Below are 14820 nucleotides of genomic sequence, written 5' to 3'. Positions count from 1 at the left end.
ACTCCTGGTGGATCAGTGCAGGGACGCGTCGGCGTCCGTCACCCGCCAGGCGTGGAACGGCACGCGCAGGCCCGCGCGCGTCGGACCGCACACCATCGGCCCCGCTCCCACCGCGCCGGGGTCGGCGGGAAGAAAGGGCAGCACCCGCACGAGGCGCAACGGCTCGCCCGTCGGTGCCGCGCGGACGGTGAGGGCGTCGCCCGTCCAGCTCACCCGCACGGTGATCCGCCGGTCCGTCCAGTCCGGAACGGGTGCGATCGACCAGTCCGAGCGGATGTCGGTGACCACGGCGCCGACGCCGGGCACACCGTCGGCGAACTCCACGCCCGCCTTGATCCAGTGCTCGTCCCCGGCGCGGACGAAGATCCCCGCCTGGTCGAACTCCCCGGAGAACGCCGCGGTGAACTCGACCTCGACCGCCGTGTCGATCGCGAACGGGGCGAGGAGCGCGTGCTCGGTGTCGTGCACGAACCCGTAGGAGGTGTGCCGCCAGGCGTCGCTCCCCTCCACCGCGGTGACGACGAGGTCTCCCCCGACCTCCTCCACCGCCGCCGGCTCGTGCGTCCACGTCCCGTCGGACCAGGAGCGGCTCATCGCGCGCCCTCGCCCGCCGCCCGCACGATGGTCGCCGAGACGGCCGGGAGGCGGAGCCCCGCCGGAATCACCGCGGTCGCGGGGTCGGTGGCGAGGAGGACCTCGGACGCGGCATCCGTCTCCACCGTCACGTCGGCCTCCGACACGTTGACCCACACTGTGACGGCGCCGCGGTCGAGGCGGTACACGCGGCCGCCCGCGACCTCGCGCTGCCCGGCGTCCGGCCACGCCGGGTCGGTCAGCTCGGGCACCTCGCGGCGGAGGCGTGCGAGCTCGCGGTAGAGCGACAGCAGGCGCACGTGCCGTCCGGTGGTCACCTCGTCCCAGTTCAGCTTCGATCGTGTGAACGTCTCGGGATCCTGCGGATCCGGAACGACGGATTCGTCCCAGCCCATCTCGGCGAACTCGGCGATCCGGCCCTTCGCGGTGGCCTCCCCGAGCTCGGGCTCGGGGTGGGAGGTGAAGAACTGCCACGGCGTGGATGCCGCCCACTCCTCGCCCTGGAACAGCATCGGCGTCCCCGGCGCGGTGAGCGTCAGCACCGCGGCGATCGCCAGGCGGTCGTCGTCGAGGTTCTGCGACAGACGGTCGCCCGTCGCGCGGTTGCCGATCTGGTCGTGATCCTGCGCGAAGGTCACCAGACGCCACGCCGGCACCTCGGCGGGGATCGGCTTGCCGTGATCGCGCCCTCGGAAGGACGAGTACGTGCCGTCGTGGTAGAAGCCGCGACTCCAGACCTTCGGCAGCGCCTCGGGGTCGGCGAAGTCCTCGTAGTAGCCCACGGTCTCACCGCTGACGGCGACGTGGACGGCGTGGTGCCAATCGTCGCTCCACTGCGCGGTGAGGCCGTACCCGCCGGCCTCCCGCGGGAGGATCAGCGTGGGGTCGTTCATGTCGGACTCGGCGATGAGCGTCAGCGGTCGCCCCAGGTGCGCCGACAGGGCGTCGGTGCGGCGCGCCAGTTCGGCGAGGATGTGCTCGTCGCGCTCGTCGAGGAGGGCGTGGACGGCATCCAGCCGCAGCCCGTCGACGTGCATGTCGCGCATCCACATCAGCGCGTTCTCGACGATGTACGCCCGCACGGCGTCCTCGTCGAGGTTGACCGAGTCCCCCCACGTGTTGCGGCTGCCCTCGCGGAGGTAGGGACCGAACTCGGGCAGGTAGTTCCCGCTCGGGCCGAGGTGGTTGTAGACGACGTCCTGGATCACCGCGAATCCTGCCGCGTGCGCCGCGTCGACGAATCGCTGATACGCGGCGGGTCCGCCGTACGGCTCGTGGACGGCGTACCAGAGCACCCCGTCGTACCCCCAGTTGTGCACGCCGTTGACGGCGTTGACGGGCAGGAGCTCGATGTGGGTGACGCCGATGTCGCGCAGGTGCGGGAACTTCGCGATCGCCGCGTCCAGGGTCCCCTCGGGCGTGAAGGTGCCGATGTGCAGCTCGTAGATGAGTCCGCCCGCGAGCTGGCGCCCGGTCCAGGCGGCATCCGTCCAGGTGTGCTGCGCGAGATCCACATGAGCGGATGCCGCGCGCACGCCGTCGGGCTGACGACGCGAGCGGGGGTCGGGGCGGAGGTCGTCGCCGTCGCCGAGCACGAAGCCGTAGCGTTCCCCGTCGGCGAGCTCGACGTCCGCCCGCCACCATCCGTCGGTGGCGGCGTCCAGCTCGAGGTCGACGCCGGGGGCGCCGTCCGTTCCGATCCGGCGCAGGCGCACCCGGGAGGCACGCGGAGCCCACAGGTCAACGGTCATCGGTCATCGTCCTCTCGGATGAGCAGAGCCACGGGGTAGTGCGCGAAGAGGTCCGCCACGGCGATCTCGCCCGCGGTGAACCGGCGGCCGGTGAACGCGTCGACGGCCGGAACCGGGCGGCGGAGCAGCACGGTGTCGCCCCACCCGCCGCGCGCGGCCAGACCCACGGGCAGGCGGGTCGCGGCGACGACGGCCCCGCCGCGGTCTGCCGCGACGAGGTGATCGGCCGCGGCCCCGACCGCGGTCATCGGCGTGTAGTGGTCGAACAGCTCCGGGCGGTCGCGACGCAGTCGCAGCGTCCGGGACGTGACGAGGAGCTTGGCAGCTCCCGTCTCGTCGATCGGCGGCACCTGCTCCGCGGGCGCGGCGTCGAGGTCGGCGAGCATCCGTGCGCGCAGATCGAAGTCGACCGGGCGACGGTTGTCGGGGTCGACGAGAGAGGTCTCCCACAGCTCCGACCCCTGGTACACGTCCGGGACGCCGGGACCGGCGAGCTGCAGCACCTTCTGCGAGAGGCTGTTCACCCAGCCGGGGGCGGCGATCTCGTCGACGAATGCCTGCACCTCGGAGGCACCCGGCCCCGTCGCGGCGTCGATGACGGCGTGCATCCGCTTCTCGAAGTCGGCATCCGGATCCCACCACCCGGTGGCTTCGGCGGCCTCGCGCGCCGCCTTCTCGGCGTAGGCGTGGAGGCGCTCGGCGGAGGCCGGCCACGCGCCGATGATCGCCTGCCAGAGCAGGGCGTCGAAGGGCCCGTGCCCCGTCGAACCGATGCGCTGGAATGCGGCGAGCTGATCCGCCCAGCGGTCGGGCATCTCGGCGAGGACGCTCAGACGCGCGCGCACGTCCTCGCCCCGTTTGGTGTCGTGGGTCGACAGCGTCGTCATCGCGTGCGGCCACGCGGCGAGCCGCGCCGCCTGGGCGGTGTGGAACTCCGCGACCGACAGCGAGAACTGCGACGGGTCGCCGCCCACCTCGGTGAGCGGGCCGAGCCGGGTGTGCCGGTAGAACGCGGTGTCTTCGACGCCCTTGGCCATGACGGGGCCCGTGGTCTGCTGGAAGCGCCGCGCGACCTCGTTCGCCGGATCGGACAAGAGGGGTACGAGGGCGTCGACGGCGGCCGCGAGGTCGGGGCGGCGTGCGCGGCTCTCCGCGGCGGCCGCGTCGAGGTGCTCGCGGCCGGCGGGGAGGTAGGAGCGGTACACCGGGAAGCAGGCCAGGAGCTCGGCGAGCGCGTCCTGCACCGGCTCCTCCGCCCCCGCACGCACGTCGTCGGGGAGGAGCCGGATGAGGCGGCGGATCTCGGCGACCTGGATCGTGTCCGCGATCATCCGCTTGGTGTCGTGGATGAGGTCGTGCCAGGCGAGCGGGGCGGGGAGGCCGCTGTCGGCGCGCAGGCGCGCATCGAGCGCGTCCAGGCCCGCTTCCCCCGCCGGGTCGATCAGGACCCGTCCGATCTCGGCGAGCGCGTCGTATCCGGTCGTCCCGTCAGTGGCCCACCATGCGGGCAGGGTCTCGCCGTGCTCGAGGATCTTCTCCACGAGCACGTACGCGTCCCCGGTCGCGCCGGCGAGGCGATCGAGGTAGGCGCCCGGGTCGGCGAGGCCGTCCGGGTGGTCCACCCGCAGACCGTCCGCGAGCCCCTCGCGCGTCCAGCGCAGGATCTCGGTGTGGGTCGCGTCGAACACCGCAGGGTCTTCGATCCGGACGCCGGCGAGCGAGGTCACCGCGAAGAAGCGCCGGTAGTTGAGCTCTGCCGCCTCCCGACGCCAGAACATCAGCTCGTAGTGCTGCCGGGCGAGCACCGCGCGGATGGTGTCGGCATCCGTCAGATCGGAGTCCTCCACCGCGTCCAGCGAACCGGGCGCGAGCGGGAAGACGTTCTCGAAGTAGCGCAGGAGTCCGTCGGGCGCGTCCTCCGCGGGGGTCCGATCGAGCGTGAGCTCCCCTGCGGCGAGGACCTCGTCGAGGGGGCCGCCGAGGGCGGGCAGGCGCACGCGCCCGCCGCTCAGGCGCGGGTCCACGTCGAAGGCGGCCGCGTGCGGCGACTCCGCGCCGCGGCGGAGCACATCCCACCACCACGCGTTCTCGCGCGGGGCGGAGACCCCCATGTGGTTCGGGACGATGTCGATCAGGATGCCGAGCCCGGCCTCCCGCGCCGCGGCGGCGAACCGGTCCAGACCCGCCGCTCCACCGCGGGCCGGGTCGATCGCCGTGGTGTCGACGACGTCGTAGCCGTGGTCGGATCCGTCCGTCGCCGCCAGCAGCGGGGACAGATACGCCCACGACGCACCGAGGTCGCTGAGGTACCGCGCACGGCGCGCCGCGGCATCCAGGTCGAAAGAGGCGCGGATCTGCAGTCGGTACGTGGAGACAGGCTCGCGCCTCATGTCACAGCTCCGGTTTCGGTGCGGGTGCGGGCGTCGGCACGATCTGGATCGCCGAGGTGGCCGTCTCCGCGCTCAACGCGGACGAGAGGGCGTGGTCGACGGTGGTGTCGGAGTCCGCGTGTTCGCGGAGGACGACCATCGACCGTTCGGCGACCTCGATCTCGCCCTCCGGCTTCACCGGTCCGCCGTCGGCCAGACGCGCCGCGGTGTCGACCAGGATGTCCCAGCTCGCGCCGTAGTCCGCGTTCGGCAGCCGGACGGAGACGGGCTCGTCACCGGCGTTGAAGAAGAGGATGAAGTGATCGTCCGTGATGGGCTCGCCACGACGGTCGCGCTCGCGGATGCCGTGGCCGTTGAGGTACACACCGACCGCGCGGCCGAACCCGGAGTCCCAGTCCTCCGGCTGCATGACGGTCCCGTCGGGACGGAGCCACACCACGTCGGGGACGGGGGCGCCCTCTTCCGAGCGGACCGGGCCGCCGTTGAAGAAGCGACTGCGGCGGAACGTCGGATGCTGGCGGCGGAGGCGCGAGAGGGCCGCGGTGAAATCGATCAGCGAGGTGTCGGCGGACTCCCAATCCACCCAGGTGATCTCGTTGTCCTGCGCATACCCGTTGTTGTTGCCGCCCTGCGTGCGGCCGAGCTCGTCTCCGTGCAACAGCATCGGCACCCCCTGGCTGAGGAGCAGCGTGCTGAGGAAGTTCCGCTGCTGCCGGGAGCGCAGCGCCAGGATGTCGGGGTCGTCCGTGGGGCCCTCGACGCCGAAGTTGTACGAACGGTTGTGCGACTCGCCGTCGCGTCCGTCCTCGCCGTTGGCGTCGTTGTGCTTCTCGTTGTACGACACCAGGTCGCGCAGCGTGAAGCCGTCGTGCGCGGTGACGAAGTTGATCGAGGCGACCGGCCAGCGTCCGGAGTGGGCGTACAGGTCGCTGGACCCGGTCAGGCGCGAGGCGAACTCACCGAGGGTCGAGGGCTCGCCTCGCCAGAAGTCGCGGACGGTGTCGCGGTACTTTCCGTTCCACTCCGTCCACTGCGGCGGGAAGTTGCCCACCTGGTAGCCGCCGGGACCGACGTCCCACGGCTCCGCGATGAGCTTGACCTGGGAGACCACCGGATCCTGCTGCACGAGCTCGAAGAAGGTCGCGAGGCGGTCCACGTCGTAGAACTCGCGGGCCAGAACCGAGGCGAGGTCGAACCGGAAGCCGTCGACGTGCATCTCCAGCACCCAGTACCGCAGCGAGTCCATGATCAGCTGCAGGGCGTGCGGGTTGCCTGCGTTGAGGCTGTTGCCGGTGCCCGTGTAGTCGGTGTAGTACCGCTTGTCGTCGTCCTCGAGCTTGTAATAGGCGACGTTGTCGATGCCGCGCATCGACAGGGTGGGACCGAGGTGGTTGCCCTCCGCGGTGTGGTTGTAGACGACGTCGAGGATGACCTCGATGCCCGCGGCGTGGAGCGCGCGCACCATCGCCTTGAACTCCTGCACCTGCTCGCCGCGCTGACCGCTGGAGGCGTAGGTGTTCTGCGGGGCGAAGAACGCGATCGTGTTGTAGCCCCAGTAGTTGGACAGCCCCTTCTCCTGAAGGGTGGAGTCGTCGACGAACTGGTGCACGGGCATCAGCTCGATGGCGGTGACGCCGAGCTTCTGGAGGTGCTCGATCACGGCAGGGTGGGCGATGCCGCTGTAGGAGCCGCGGAGCTCTTCCGGCACGAGGGGGTGGAGCTCGGTGAGGCCCTTGACGTGCGCCTCGTAGATGAAGGACTCGGCGTACGGGGTCTTCGGCAGGCGGTCGCCGCTCCAGTCGAAGAACGGGTTCACGACCACGCCCTTCATCGCGGCGGCGGCCGAGTCCTCGTCGTTGCGCGAGTCCGGCTCGCCGAAGTTGTAGCCGAAGACAGACTGCCCCCACGCCACCTGACCGTTCACGGCCTTCGCGTACGGGTCGAGCAGCACCTTGTTCGGGTTGAACCGCATCCCGTTCTCCGGGTCGTACGGACCGTGCACGCGATATCCGTACACCTGACCCGGCCGCACCTCGGGGAGGTAGGCGTGCCAGACGTATGCGTCGACGTCGATCAGCTCGATGCGCGTCTCCGTCCCGTCATCGTCGAAGAGGCACAATTCCACTTTGTCGGCGCCCTCACTGAACAGGGCGAAGTTCGTCCCGTTCCCGTCGAAGGTCGCTCCCAGGGGGTAGCTCGATCCAGGCCATGTCTGCACGTCGCTCAGATTAGGCCAGGTAGCCTCCCTCGCGCCGCCCTTGACCGCGGGGGCGGCACCGAGTAGGCGGTCGCTCACATGCGCGCGTAGCGGGCGCGGGCGATCGAGAACAGGCCGTAGAGGATCAGTCCCACTCCCACGACCCACAGCACCGCGGGGCCGAACGGCAGCTCGACCAGCGCCTTGAGCGCGGCGTCCAGGCCGCCGGCGGCTTCCGGGTCGTGGGTGACCGCCGCGGCGAGGAACAGGATGCCGGCGACGCCGATCGCGATGCCCTTGGCCACATACCCGGCGACGCCGAAGGCGACGATGCCCTTTCGCGCGGCTCCCCCGGGGAGGGAGAGGTTCTCCTCGAACTTCCGCGTCACGCCGCGGAAGACGAACGCGACGCCGATACCGAGGATCACGAGACCCACGAGTCCCACGAGGAACACCCCCGCCGGCGCCGCCATGAGCGTCTGGCTGAACGAGGATGCCGAGTCCTCCGAGTCGGAGCTGCCGCCGGCGGCGAAGACGGCCGCGGTGAAGCCGATCGCGAGGTAGGTCACCGCGGTGCCGAGGTACTTCACCCGGTGCGCCCAGGCCTTCTTCGTGTCGGGGTCGCGCTCCAGCAGCGCCTCGGCGATCTGCCAGGCAGCGAGCGCCGCGAGCCCCACGACCACCGCCCACAGGGCGAAGACCCCGGCGGGGGCCTCCCGGATCTGCTGCATCGCGCCGCTCTGATCGGCCTCGCCGCCACCGGCTCCCGTGGCGATCGAGATGGCGATCGCCCCGATGACGAGGTGGAGGAGTCCGAGGACCACGTAGCCGACCCGGGCGGCGACGCGGAACGCGGTGGAGTCCTGGGCCTTGCGCGCGGCATCCTTCGAAGCACTCATGTTCGGGACGATAGCGATCCGGGCCGACGCGGATCGGGGGTTGACGCGGGACGCCGACGGTGTCGAGGCGTAACGTGAGCGCGTGACAGACTCCGCCGCCCGCATGACCGGAACGCAGCGGACGGTGCTCGCCGTGGCGGTGCTCGGCTCGTTCGTGGCGTTCCTGGACTCCACCGTCGCCACCGTCGCGCTCCCCGCCATCAGCGACGAGCTCGGCGGCGGGCTCACCACCCAGCAGTGGGTGGTCGACGCGTATCTCATCACCCTCGGCGCGCTCATCCTCGTCGCCGGATCGGTCAGCGACGCGTTCGGACGCACGCTCGTGCTCCGCATCGGCCTGTGGGGCTTCGGCATCGCGTCGATCGCGATCGCCGCGGCCCCGACCTCGGAGGTGCTGATCATCGCGCGGGCCGTGCAGGGCGCGGCCGGCGCGTTCCTCGTCCCGAGCTCGCTCGCCCTGATCACCGCACACTTCCGCGGGCCCGCGCAGGCCCGCGCGATCGGCCTGTGGACGGCCATGACGACCACGGCGATGATCGCCGGCCCCGTCATCGGGGGCGTCTTCGTCGACACCGCGTCGTGGCGGTGGGCGTTCCTCATCAACGTCGTCCCGATCGCGGTCACCCTGGTCCTCCTCGCGCGCGGCGATTTCCGCGACACCCGGGCACCGGATGCCGCGATCGACGTCCTCGGGGCGGTGCTGTGCACGCTCGGCCTCGCCGGGATCGTCTTCGCGCTCATCGAGCAGCCGAACCTCGGCGCCGCCTCACCCGCGATCTGGATCCCCGGCGGGCTCGGAGTGGTGCTGTTCACCGCCTTCGTGCTGCGTCAGCGGCGCGTGCGCGCGCCGATCCTTCCACTGGACCTTTTCCGCGCGCGCATCTTCACCGCGGGGAACGTCGCGACCTTCTTCGTCTACGCGGCACTGTCGCTCAACGGGTTCGTCGTGGTGGTCTACCTGCAGCAGGAGGTGGGTTTCCCGGCCACGCTCGCAGGGCTGGCGAGCCTCCCGGTGACGGTGCTGATGATCCTGCTGAGCTCCCGCTTCGGTGCGTGGAGCGGTCGGGTCGGACCGCGGTGGTTCATGACGCTCGGCCCCGCCGTCATGGGGATCGGGGCGCTGCTGCTGCTGACCGTCGGCGAGCCGTTCTCGTACCCGTGGCAGATGCTGCCGAGCATGCTGCTCATGGGGCTCGGGTTGTCGGCGACCGTCGCGCCGCTGACCGCGGCCGTCCTCGGCGCCGTGTCGACCGAGCGCTCCGGGATCGCCTCCGCCGTCAACAACGCCGTCGCGCGGATCGCGGGACTGATGGCGGTCGCGGTGCTGGCGGCGATCGTCGGCGGCGCACTGGATGCGACCGGGTTCCACCGGGCGGCGATCGCCACCGCGGCCCTGTTCTTCGCGGGAGCGATCACGTCGCTCCTCGGCATCCGGAACCCTCAGCCGGTCGAGCGCGCCTGACGTGCGGCGCGGCGCGCCCGCCACCACGTCCAGAAGCGCTCGAGCATGCGCTTGCCCCAGAGCGAGATGCGGCGGGCCCAGTGGAACTCGGTGCCGAGGATCGCGAGCCCGAGGAAGACGACCAGCCAGCCGGGCCCGGGAAGAGGCACGAGGATGAGCCCGAGGACGGCGACGGCGGTGCCGACGACGCCGATCGCGATGCGGTACGCGACCTGGAGGAGCGGATGCCGGGCGATGAACGCGCGGCTCCGGCGCATGGAGCGGCTCCAGACGTTGCCGCTGCGTTCCGCATGGGCGATGTCGTCGCGGATCTCCCTCTCGAAAGGGCCGTCGAAGGACGCCGAGGACGCAGACATGGACAGAGGTTAGCGAGCGCAGTCGAGCACCGTCTGCGTGTTGACTGACGATCCCGTGTGTGCGGGCCGGAGACGTCGCCCGTGGGTACGTCGTAGGGTGAGCGGGTGATCTGCGTGGGTGTCGACCTCGCGGCCGAGCCCGCCGCGACGGCCGTCGCCCGGCTCGAGGTCGGCCCGAGCACCCTGCGACTCGTCGACCTGCGGGTCGGCGCGGACGACGACGCGATCGTCGCCGCCGCGGACGGTGCCGACGGGGTCGGGATCGACTGCGCCTTCGGCTGGCCGGTGGCCTTCGTGGAGTTCGTCAGCGCCCACGCGGACGGGCGGATGCCGGCGGTGGCGCCGGTCGGGAAGGACGGGCGTCGCGCCCTCGCCTACCGCCGGACCGATGCGGAGGTGCACCGGAGGACCGGGCGGTGGCCGCTCAGCGTCGCGACCGACCGCCTGGGCCTGACGGCGATGCGGTGCGCGGTGCTGCTGGACCGGTTCGCGCGCGCCGGGGAGGACGTCGACCGCGCCGGATCGGGACGCTTCGTCGAGGTGTACCCGGCGGCGTCGCTCCGGGTGTGGGGCCTGCTCGAGCCGCGGTACAAGGTCGACACGGGCGTGCGGGCCGTGGCCCTGGAACGCGTCCTCGCGGCGGCGGCGCCGATCGTGACGACCGCTCCCCAGCGGGAGCTGATGACGCGGTCCGCGGACGCGTTCGACGCGTTCATCGCCGCGCTCGCCACGGTCGCGCACCGTCGTGGACGGACGCATCCCGTGCCGGAACACCTCGGCGAGGTCGCCGCGGTGGAGGGATGGATCGCCCTCCCCGCCGGAGACCTCGCCGAGGTGCTGCGCGGGTGACCCGAGCTCAGTGCTCGTCGTAGTGGTCGCCGTGCGGCGCGTGCTTGTGGCCGTCGTGCACGTAGTCGACGTGATCGTCGTGGGCGACGGTCTCGTGCCCGCAGGCCGCACCGTGGGCGTGCTCGGCGACGGTGTGCTCGGCGTGGGTCTCTGTCGTGCTCATGGTGTGCTCCTCGTGGGCTGATCGGTGGGATGGGGTTCTTGGACGTGCGCGAGCGCGTCCTCGATCACGTGGGCGACGTGACGGTCGGCCAGGGCGTAGGTGACCTCTCTGCCGGTGCGGCTGGTGGTCACCAGTCCGACCTGACGGAGCGTCCGCAGATGCTGGGACACCAGCGGCTGCGACATTCCCGTCGCCTCCACCAGCACCCCGACCGTCCGCGGCTCCGCGCCGATCAGGCGCAGAAGACCGAGCCGTGACTCGCTGCCCAGAACCTTGAACAGCTGGGCGGCCTCGGCGAGCCCCGGTTCTGTGATCACTCGTCGATCATGCCCGACGCATAAACAAATCGCTATATATTCATGCAATTGAGAACGATGGTCGATGTCATCGGGCGCGGCCCGCGGGTTCCGATGTCGCCGGCACGTGGGACGATCCGGGCACGGAGAGGGAGAGCGGATGCAGGGCGAGGCGACGGTGCTGCACGCTGATCTCGACGCGTTCTACGCCTCGGTCGAGCAGCGCGACGCACCTGCGCTCCGCGGAAGGCCGGTCATCGTGGGCGGCGGCGTGGTGCTGGCCGCGAGCTACGAAGCGAAGGCGCGCGGGGTGCGGACGGCGATGGGCGGGAGGCAGGCGCGGGAGCTCTGTCCCGATGCCGTGGTCGTGCCGCCCCGGATGGAGGCGTACTCGGCGGCGAGCCGAGCGGTGTTCGCGATCTTCCACGACACGACCCCGCTCGTGGAGGGACTGTCGATCGACGAAGCGTTCCTCGAGGTCGGCGGGCTCCGTCGCATCGCCGGCACGCCCGCGCAGATCGCCGCGCGGCTGCGCGAGCGGGTGCGATCGGAGGCGGGACTTCCCATCTCGGTGGGCGTAGCCCGCACGAAGTTCCTCGCGAAGGTCGCCAGCGCCGTCAGCAAGCCCGACGGTCTCCTCGTGGTCGAGCCGGATCGCGAGGAGGAGTTCCTTCTGCCCCTGCCGGTCGAGCGGCTGTGGGGCGTCGGGAAGGCGACGGCTGCGAAACTTCACGGTCTCGGCATCCACACCGTCGGCGAACTGGCCGATCTGGAAGCCGCGACCGCGGAACGGCTCCTCGGCAGGGCGGCGGGCGCACACCTGCATGCGCTGGCGCGGCTGCGCGATCCGCGTCCGGTCGACGCGACGAAGCGTCGCGGGTCGATCGGTTCGCAGCGGGCCCTCGGCGCGCGCCCGCGCACGCCCGAGGAGCTCGACCTCATCCTCACCCAGATCATCGACCGGCTCGGCCGCAGGCTGCGCGAGCACAACCGCGCCAGCCGCACCGTCGTGCTGCGGCTGCGATTCGGCGACTTCGCGAAGGCGACCCGTTCGCGCAGCCTCCGCTCACCGACCGACCGCACGTGGGTCCTGCTCGACGTCGCGCGCGGGCTGATGGAGTCGGCGCTGCCCGAGATCGCGGACCGGGGCATCACCCTGATCGGCGTGTCATTCTCGCAGTTGGAGCGCGCCGACGCCGTTCCCCCCGAGCTCCCCCTCGACTGGGAGGACGGCGCGCGGCTCGACACGCTCCTCGATGCGGTGCGCGATCGCTTCGGCGCGTCCTCCGTCGCGCGGGCGAACCAGCTCGGACGCGACCCCGGGTGGTCGACGCCGGTGCTTCCCGAGCACGAGTGATGTCGGATGCCGGTCCTACTCTTCCTCCATGGCGGAGCGGGTCGAGCTGTGGTGGGCGCGCCGGCAGTTCTCCAAGGGTGCCGAGGTGCCGTATCCGGTGGGCACCTATCGCGAGGCCTGGGCCGCTTTCCCTGCGCTGATCCGCCAGTACCACCCCGAGCTCAACGCGGGCATCGTCCTGAGTCAGGTGCCGCCGGCGGCGGACGTGCTCCTGCTGTGGCAGTGCGAGGCGGGCCACGCGTTCGCCGCGACGCCCGATGAGCAGCGCCACCGTCCGGGCCGCGAGCGGCGGCGGTCGGCGTGGTGCCCGGAGTGCACGCGGGGTGCACGGCCCGCGCCGGCGCTGCCGATGCGGGCGACGGTGACGGTGCCGAGTTCGGGTTCGCCCGGCGTTGCGGGGGTCCGCGGCGCGCCGGATGCCACAGCACAGCGCGCCGTGCTCCGAGCACGGAAGCCGAAGGCGCCGCAGCGAATCTGCGCGAAAACCCCGACGCTGCCCGTGGGCACACCCTTCGTGTCCGCGTGCGCACCCCGTCCGGCGTCCGCGATCGAAGCGCAGCTGCGAGCCGATCTCTTCGGCGCGCTGGCCCTGACTCCCGGACTGAACGCGGTGCGGGTTGCCCGGCCGTTCTTCGACCACGTCGAGGTGTGGCCCGACATCGTGCTCACCGAGCTGCGGGTCGCGATCGAGTACGACAGCACCGGTCGGCATGGACTCGAGCACGTCGGCAGGCGCGCCGATGCCGACCGCCGGAAGGACCGGGCGCTCCGCGCGGCGAAGTGGGAGGTCGTGCGCATCCGCACCGGGAAGCTCGACCTCCTCGGGCCCCACGACCTGCAGGTCTCGTCGTGGAACCGGGTGACGCTGACGCGGCTGATCGACACACTCCGCGGCATCCGTGGACCGTTGCTGGTCGACGCGTACCTGGCCTGACGTCCGAGGCGCGCTCAGCCGCCCCTGCCGCGCGTCAGGCGGTGAGGGTGTATCTGCGGGTGCCGGTGGGGCGTGGGGTGCGGTGGGGGTCGATCCAGGGTGGCGGGATCAGCCACACGCTGGCGTGGATGCCGGTTCCGTCGATGTGGATGTCCCATCCGTCGGCGTGGAGGCGGTGATGGCAGCCGGTGCACAGCAGCACCCCGTTGCCCAGGTCGGTGGTGCCGGTGTCGCGTTTCCACCAGTTGACGTGGTGGACGTGGCACCACGCCGGGGGTGCCCCGCAGGACACGCATCCCCCGTCCCGTTCGACCAGCGCAAGCTTCTGCGCATTCGTGAACAGGCGTTTCGTTCGTCCCCAGTCCAGGATCTCGCTGTCACCGCCGAGGACACAGGGGATCACCTGCGCGTCGGCGGCGAGACGCCGGGCGGCCCCGGCGGGGATCGGGGCGGTGAGCCCGTCGATGGTGGCCATCCCGGTGCCGGCTTCGAGGTCGGCGAGATCGACCCTGACCACGATGGTGGCCTGCGGACCGGTGGGGACCTCGGTGCATCCGATCGCGTGACGACACAGGTCCGCCAGGGCGTCCGCTTGGATCTGTTTCACGGACCGGGGGTCTCGTTCTCCGCCGTCCGTGTCGGCGTGTTCGTTGCGGCGCAGCACCCCACCCACGATCGCTTCGATCGCCGCTTTCACCGGTGCCCCGGTTTCGGCATCCAGCTTCCCCGTGAGGTGCAGCATCCCGTCGCGTTCCTGGAGGGTGAACGACCGGTGGGCGACACAGTCCTCGTGGCGGGGGGCGACACCGTCGGGGTCCAGGTGCGCTTCCGCACGCGCGAGGAGCTTCGCGACCTGATCCGGGCGAAGACCCGGCACCAACCCCACCAGCTCCTCCTCCGCCCGCACCAACCGTTCCGGATCCACCCGGACGGCGACACGATCCAACAGGGCGGTGATCGCCGCCGCCCCCGTCATCCCGAGGACACCGTCCGCAACCGCGCGGGCCACATGCGGATGCGACGCGGGAAGCTCCTCCCCGGTCAGGGCGATGCGGGGTGCGGTCGCTTCCCCGACCTGGATCCACCGCACCGCCTCCCCCACCGTGGTTCCGACCGTGGTAGCCACCAGCGCCGGGGCGGAGGAGAACCCCGCCTTCCGCGCCAGGGAATCCGACCCCAGCTCCCGACGGGACTGCCGGGCGACCTCCGCGGCCACCGGCGCGAGCCCCGCATCCACATGACGCTTCAACGCCCCGAGCGCCTCCACCAGGCCCAGCAACTCCCCCGGCGACAACGCACCCACCGGCCGGCCCCCACCCGCCGCGACCACCGCCCCCATCGCTTCCGCGATGCCCTCGAGGCCTGAACCATCCATACCCGAACACTAGAACACACCTACGACATTCGAGCGATACATCTAGCCATCCGCTCGTCGATAGATATGTCAACACAGGATGTGGTCGCATCCGCGGCGCGAGTAGGGTCGGATATCTCCCTGCCGACGGGCCTGGCATCATGCGCCCTCCCGCGCGCGGACGCAAGCCCCCGCTCCCCTCAGGTGCGCCGCCCTAG

The 14820-nt window shown here is 71.5% G+C and carries 13 protein-coding genes; 4 read left to right on the top strand and 9 right to left on the bottom strand.

Features of this window, described 5'->3' with window-relative positions; genetic code table 11:
• Nucleotides 1-12: 12 nt before the first annotated feature.
• The 5 genes from KZC50_RS06960 to KZC50_RS06940 form a co-directional block, all read right to left on the bottom strand.
• Entirely contained in the window at nt 13-594 is a 582-nt protein-coding gene (locus KZC50_RS06960; RefSeq protein ID WP_301135476.1) for a DUF1349 domain-containing protein, read from the bottom strand.
• Nucleotides 591-2345, bottom strand: a complete 1755-nt coding sequence (gene treZ, locus KZC50_RS06955) for a malto-oligosyltrehalose trehalohydrolase (protein WP_310891152.1) — start codon at nt 2343-2345, stop codon at nt 591-593. The genes KZC50_RS06960 and treZ overlap by 4 nt, the downstream gene beginning before the upstream one ends.
• A complete protein-coding gene (gene treY, locus KZC50_RS06950; RefSeq protein WP_310891151.1) occupies nt 2342-4735 on the bottom strand; it encodes a malto-oligosyltrehalose synthase in 2394 nt (797 codons plus the stop codon). Before treY ends, treZ begins: the two co-directional genes overlap by 4 nt.
• Nucleotide 4736: 1 nt before the next feature.
• Nucleotides 4737-6953, bottom strand: coding sequence for a glycogen debranching protein GlgX (gene glgX / locus KZC50_RS06945; RefSeq protein ID WP_310891150.1), 2217 nt, complete (start codon nt 6951-6953; stop codon nt 4737-4739).
• Between the two features lie 74 nt (nt 6954-7027).
• On the bottom strand, nt 7028-7831 hold the full coding sequence (locus tag KZC50_RS06940) for a DUF1206 domain-containing protein (RefSeq protein WP_236967300.1): 804 nt from the start codon (nt 7829-7831) through the stop codon (nt 7028-7030).
• Between the two features lie 103 nt (nt 7832-7934).
• On the opposite strand from KZC50_RS06940, the gene KZC50_RS06935 reads away from it, so the two are divergent.
• The gene (locus KZC50_RS06935; protein ID WP_310891546.1) at nt 7935-9293 is read left to right on the top strand and encodes an MFS transporter; all 1359 of its coding nucleotides are present in this window, start codon (nt 7935-7937) and stop codon (nt 9291-9293) included.
• On the opposite strand, the gene KZC50_RS06930 is transcribed toward KZC50_RS06935, so the two are convergent.
• On the bottom strand, nt 9272-9649 hold the full coding sequence (locus KZC50_RS06930; RefSeq protein ID WP_301135485.1) for a TIGR02611 family protein: 378 nt from the start codon (nt 9647-9649) through the stop codon (nt 9272-9274). The genes KZC50_RS06935 and KZC50_RS06930 overlap by 22 nt on opposite strands.
• A 105-nt stretch (nt 9650-9754) precedes the next feature.
• Between KZC50_RS06930 and KZC50_RS06925 the strand changes: the two genes are divergently transcribed.
• Nucleotides 9755-10498 carry a DUF429 domain-containing protein gene (locus tag KZC50_RS06925; protein WP_310891149.1) on the top strand — a complete coding sequence of 248 codons (744 nt, stop codon included), beginning with the start codon at nt 9755-9757 and terminating at the stop codon, nt 10496-10498.
• 7 nt (nt 10499-10505) lie between these two features.
• On the opposite strand, the gene KZC50_RS06920 is transcribed toward KZC50_RS06925, so the two are convergent.
• Together KZC50_RS06920 and KZC50_RS06915 are read right to left on the bottom strand one after the other, a co-directional pair.
• A complete protein-coding gene (locus KZC50_RS06920) occupies nt 10506-10661 on the bottom strand; it encodes a zinc transporter permease (protein ID WP_310891148.1) in 156 nt (51 codons plus the stop codon).
• Nucleotides 10658-10978: an ArsR/SmtB family transcription factor gene (locus KZC50_RS06915; RefSeq protein ID WP_310891147.1), complete on the bottom strand. Its 321-nt coding sequence runs from the start codon at nt 10976-10978 to the stop codon at nt 10658-10660. Before KZC50_RS06915 ends, KZC50_RS06920 begins: the two co-directional genes overlap by 4 nt.
• A gap of 139 nt (nt 10979-11117) precedes the next feature.
• On the opposite strand from KZC50_RS06915, the gene dinB reads away from it, so the two are divergent.
• Both dinB and KZC50_RS06905 read left to right on the top strand, forming a co-directional pair.
• The gene (gene dinB, locus KZC50_RS06910; protein ID WP_310891146.1) at nt 11118-12314 is read left to right on the top strand and encodes a DNA polymerase IV; all 1197 of its coding nucleotides are present in this window, start codon (nt 11118-11120) and stop codon (nt 12312-12314) included.
• A 28-nt stretch (nt 12315-12342) separates the two neighbouring features.
• Nucleotides 12343-13248 (top strand): zinc-ribbon domain-containing protein, encoded by a 906-nt coding sequence (locus tag KZC50_RS06905; RefSeq protein WP_310891145.1) that lies wholly within the window; start codon nt 12343-12345, stop codon nt 13246-13248.
• A gap of 34 nt (nt 13249-13282) precedes the next feature.
• Here KZC50_RS06905 and KZC50_RS06900 read toward each other — a convergent pair whose 3' ends face one another.
• Complete coding sequence (locus tag KZC50_RS06900) at nt 13283-14623, bottom strand: HNH endonuclease (RefSeq protein ID WP_310891144.1); 1341 nt, start codon at nt 14621-14623, stop codon at nt 13283-13285.
• Between the last annotated feature and the right edge of the window lie 197 nt (nt 14624-14820).

The sequence above is a fragment of the Microbacterium aurantiacum genome, from assembly GCF_031625015.1.
Lineage (GTDB): Bacteria > Actinomycetota > Actinomycetes > Actinomycetales > Microbacteriaceae > Microbacterium > Microbacterium aurantiacum.
This window is presented reverse-complemented; position numbering and strand designations above follow the sequence as displayed.

Coding starts and splice junctions, on each gene's coding strand:
- KZC50_RS06930 (WP_301135485.1), bottom strand. CDS start 9,649: ATGTCTGCGTCCTCGGCGTCCTTCGACGGCCCTTTCGAGAGGGAGATC.
- treZ (WP_310891152.1), bottom strand. CDS start 2,345: ATGACCGTTGACCTGTGGGCTCCGCGTGCCTCCCGGGTGCGCCTGCGC.
- KZC50_RS06935 (WP_310891546.1), top strand. CDS start 7,935: ATGACCGGAACGCAGCGGACGGTGCTCGCCGTGGCGGTGCTCGGCTCG.
- dinB (WP_310891146.1), top strand. CDS start 11,118: ATGCAGGGCGAGGCGACGGTGCTGCACGCTGATCTCGACGCGTTCTAC.
- treY (WP_310891151.1), bottom strand. CDS start 4,735: ATGAGGCGCGAGCCTGTCTCCACGTACCGACTGCAGATCCGCGCCTCT.
- KZC50_RS06905 (WP_310891145.1), top strand. CDS start 12,343: ATGGCGGAGCGGGTCGAGCTGTGGTGGGCGCGCCGGCAGTTCTCCAAG.
- KZC50_RS06940 (WP_236967300.1), bottom strand. CDS start 7,831: ATGAGTGCTTCGAAGGATGCCGCGCGCAAGGCCCAGGACTCCACCGCG.
- KZC50_RS06920 (WP_310891148.1), bottom strand. CDS start 10,661: ATGAGCACGACAGAGACCCACGCCGAGCACACCGTCGCCGAGCACGCC.
- KZC50_RS06900 (WP_310891144.1), bottom strand. CDS start 14,623: ATGGATGGTTCAGGCCTCGAGGGCATCGCGGAAGCGATGGGGGCGGTG.
- KZC50_RS06960 (WP_301135476.1), bottom strand. CDS start 594: ATGAGCCGCTCCTGGTCCGACGGGACGTGGACGCACGAGCCGGCGGCG.